This window comes from Streptomyces sp. (assembly GCF_035644915.1).
Classification (GTDB): Bacteria; Actinomycetota; Actinomycetes; order Streptomycetales; family Streptomycetaceae; genus Streptomyces.
Map to the genome: position 1 here is coordinate 1 of NZ_DASQNP010000053.1, position 3,818 is coordinate 3,818.

Annotated in this window: 2 protein-coding genes; one reads left to right on the top strand and one right to left on the bottom strand. The window is 71.5% G+C overall.

All coding sequences use genetic code 11. From position 1 onward, the window contains the following. Nucleotides 1–281: 281 nt before the first annotated feature. Nucleotides 282–3,449, top strand: coding sequence for a glycoside hydrolase family 3 N-terminal domain-containing protein (locus VE546_RS05540; protein ID WP_324919144.1), 3,168 nt, complete (start codon nucleotides 282–284; stop codon nucleotides 3,447–3,449). Nucleotides 3,450–3,614: 165 nt separating this feature from the next. On the opposite strand, the gene VE546_RS05545 is transcribed toward VE546_RS05540, so the two are convergent. Continuing rightward, nucleotides 3,615–3,818, bottom strand: a 204-nt coding sequence (locus VE546_RS05545) for a hypothetical protein (RefSeq protein WP_324919146.1), incomplete at its 5' end; no start/stop codon positions are given.

The window sequence follows — 3,818 nt, forward strand, 5'->3', positions numbered from 1 at the left end:
CTGCGCCACGACAGCCACTTCACCGATCCCCCGGGCGGGCCGCCGGAGGCGTGACCGCCCACCGCTCCGGGGGACCGGTCCTCCCGGCATCGCTGAGAGCGCTCTCATTTTCCGGGTGCGAGACGTCCCGATAGCACCCTCGTGTCCAAAAGTTTTATGAATCAAGGCCCTTGACGCCCCATCAGGGGGCATACAGGATCGGCGCCGTGTGCACCAAGGTGTGCCTGTGCCTTCGTGCGTTCAATCGATGAAGACAACCACCGTGCCCGACGGGAGCCGCCATGGGACAGCTGTTGCACGGAAGACCGGACCGCCGCAGACGGGCACGAACAGCGCTCGGCACCTTCGGCGCCCTGCTCGCCCTCCTCGCCTCCGGGCTGGCGCCCGCCGCGACGGCCGCCGAGCAGACCCGCACCCTGGACGACTTCGACGCCGCCTTCCCCGGGCCCATCGGCGCCTACGGCAGCAACGCCGCGGACACCCCGAAGCTCAGCCAGGTCGCCGCCGAGGCCCGGCCGGGCGCCAACGTCGGCAACCGCGCGATGCGGGTGGAGTACGACGTCTCCGCCTGGGGCGGCTTCGACCACGCCCTGTCCGCTCCGGAGGACTGGAGCGGCCACGAGGGCCTGTCCTTCTGGGTCAAGGGGACCGGCAGCGGGAAGCGCGTCCAGTTCGAGGTCAAGGACGGCGGCACCGACGCCGGGCACGCCGAGCTGTGGGCCGGGTACTTCACCGACGACACCGACGGCTGGAAGCAGGTGAGGACCTCCTTCGAGGACTTCGTCCGCCGCCCCGACTACCAGCCGGCCGGCGCCCCGGCCGACGGGGTGCTCGAACTGACCGAGATGTGGGGCTACGCCGTCAACCTGCCCACCGCGTCCGGCACCCTGGAGTTCGACCAGGTCGAGCTGTACGGCGTGGGCGGCGCACGGGCCCGGGTCACCACCGACCGGCCCGTCTACACCGTGGACCACGGCGGCACCGCGACCGTGAAGGTGTCGGTGGGCACCACCGGCGACCGGCCGCTGGCCGAGCCGGTCACCGTGCGCTACGGCACCGGCGAGGGCACCGCGCGGCCCGGTGAGGACTACGCCCCGGTCAGCGGCACCTTCACCTTCCCCGCGGGCACCCCGTCGGGGACGACGAAGACCTTCACCGTCACCACCAAGCGCAGCGCGAAGGCCGCCACCGCCAAGACCATCCCCGTCACGCTCTCCGCCGACGGCGCGCGCGTCACCGAGGACCCGCCGACCGTCGTGATCGACGCGCACGGCCTGCCGTACCTGGACTCCAGGCTCCCGGTGCGCAAGCGGGTCGCGGACCTGCTGTCCCGGATGACCCTGGACGAGAAGATCGGCCAGATGACCCAGGCCGAGCGCGGCGCGCTGGAGACCCAGGACGACATCGCCGCCTACGAGCTCGGCTCGCTGCTCTCCGGCGGCGGCTCCAACCCGACGCCCAACACCCCCGCAGCCTGGGCCGACATGATCGACGGCTTCCAACTGCGCGCCCAGCAGACCCGGCTGCAGATCCCGCTGATCTACGGCGTGGACGCCGTGCACGGCCACAACAACGTGGTCGGTGCGACGATCTTCCCGCACAACACCGGCCTCGGCGCCTCCCGCGACCCGCAACTGGTGGAGGACGCGGCGCACATCACCGCCAAGGAGGTCCGCGCCACCGGCATCCCCTGGGACTTCAGCCCCTGCCTGTGCGTCAGCCGCGACGAGCGCTGGGGCCGCGCGTACGAGGCATTCGGCGAGGACCCGGCGCTGGTCACCCGGCTGGCCACGGCCATCGAGGGCTACCAGGGCCACCGGGACGGCCGCGACCTGAAGGACAATGACCGGGTGCTGGCCACCGCCAAGCACTACGTCGGCGACGGCGGCACCGAGTACGGCTCGTCCACCACCGGCACGTACACCATCGACCAGGGCGTCACCAGGACGACCCGCGAGGAGCTGACGGCCGTCCACATCGCCCCGTTCGTGGAGGCGGTGGAGGAGGGCGTCGGCACCGTGATGCCCTCGTTCTCCAGCGTGGACTTCATCGGGGACGACGAGGGCCCGGTCAAGATGCACGCCCACGCCGACCTGATCACCGGAGTGCTCAAGAAGAAGCTCGGCTTCGACGGCTTCGTGATCAGCGACTGGCAGGCGATCGACCAGATCCCCGGCGACTACGCCTCCGACGTGCGGACCTCGGTCAACGCCGGGCTGGACATGATCATGGTCCCGTACGACTACAAGGCCTTCACCTCCACCCTGCGCGAGCAGGTCGACTCCGGTGCGGTCCCGGTGTCCCGGATCGACGACGCGGTCACCCGCATCCTCACCAAGAAGTTCCAGCTCGGGCTGTTCGAGAAGCCGTACGCGGACCGCACCCACCTCGGTGACGTCGGCTCCGCCGGGCACCGCGAGCTCGCCCGCGAGGCCGCCGCCGACTCCCAGGTGCTGCTGAAGAACGAGGGCGGCCTGCTGCCGCTGAAGGGCGACGAGAAGCTCTACGTCGCCGGGTCCAACGCCGACGACCTGGGCAACCAGGCGGGCGGCTGGACCATCACCTGGCAGGGCACCTCCGGCGACATCACCGAGGGCACCACGATCCTGGAGGGCATCCGCGAGGTCGCGCCCGGCGCGGAGGTCACCTTCAGCGAGGACGCCTCCGCACCCACCGACGGGCACGAGGTCGGCGTCGTCGTGGTCGGCGAGACCCCGTACGCCGAGGGCGTCGGCGACGTCGGCAACGGCCACGACCTGGAGCTGTCCGACGCGGACAAGAAGGCGATCGACACCGTCTGCGGCGCCATGGAGTGCGCGGTGCTGGTGGTCTCCGGCCGCCCGCAGATCGTCACCGACCACCTGGCCGGGATCGACGCGCTCGTCGCCTCCTGGCTGCCCGGCAGCGAGGGCACGGGCGTGGCGGACACCCTGTTCGGCGAGCGCCCCTTCACCGGACGGCTGCCGGTGAGCTGGCCGAAGTCGGCCGGCCAGGTGCCGGTCAACGTCGGCGACGCGTCGTACGCCCCGCTCTACCCGTACGGCTGGGGCCTGCGCACCGACACCGCCCGCGACCGCCTGGCGGACACCCGCGACGCACTGCTGGACCGCCGCGACGGCGCGGCCCGCGCGGCGGCCGTCCACCTGGGCCAGGCCCTGAAGCGCTCGAACTTCGGCGCCGACGGCTCGGTGCGGAACGCGGACGCGGTGCTGAAGTCCCTGTCCAAGGCCGCCGCCCTCCTGGGGAAGTCCCGCACGGACACCTACCTCCAGGCGGACGAACTGGTCTCGGTCGCTCGTGACATCGCCCAGAACGCCCTGCTGAAGGCCGGCGACCGCGCCCCGGAGCGGGCCGTGGCCCGCACCGCGGACGCCGACCACGCCCTGGCCTCCGGCGCGTACGCCACGGCCGTCCGCCACCTGACGGAGGCCCACCGCCTCACGCACTGACCCTCCCGGGTCACACCCCCCGGTCCGCCGGGCGCCCCGAGAGCGGGGCGCCCGGCGGACCGGCGTTTTCACACGTTCGACAAGTAGCCACGCACTCGGTGTTCAGCTTCTCTGTGTCCTCTGTCAGCGGTCGATGAGACCTGCTCCTGTTCACCGTCGTTGACGTCAGCGCTGAACGTCAGGCACCGGTTCGATGACATCGGCCCACACACGGCCGCTCCACGGGTTCCTGCCGACCCCAAGGCGTACCGCGACGACATCGTCGAGGGAGTGGGCCTGAGCCGCATCGATCACTTCGCCCGGCCACCACAGGGAGTGGCACTCGGCGCAGAGAAGAAACGGAGTGCTGTCGGACGTGAAACGGTACGG

Coding starts and splice junctions, on each gene's coding strand:
- VE546_RS05540 (WP_324919144.1), top strand. CDS start 282: ATGGGACAGCTGTTGCACGGAAGACCGGACCGCCGCAGACGGGCACGA.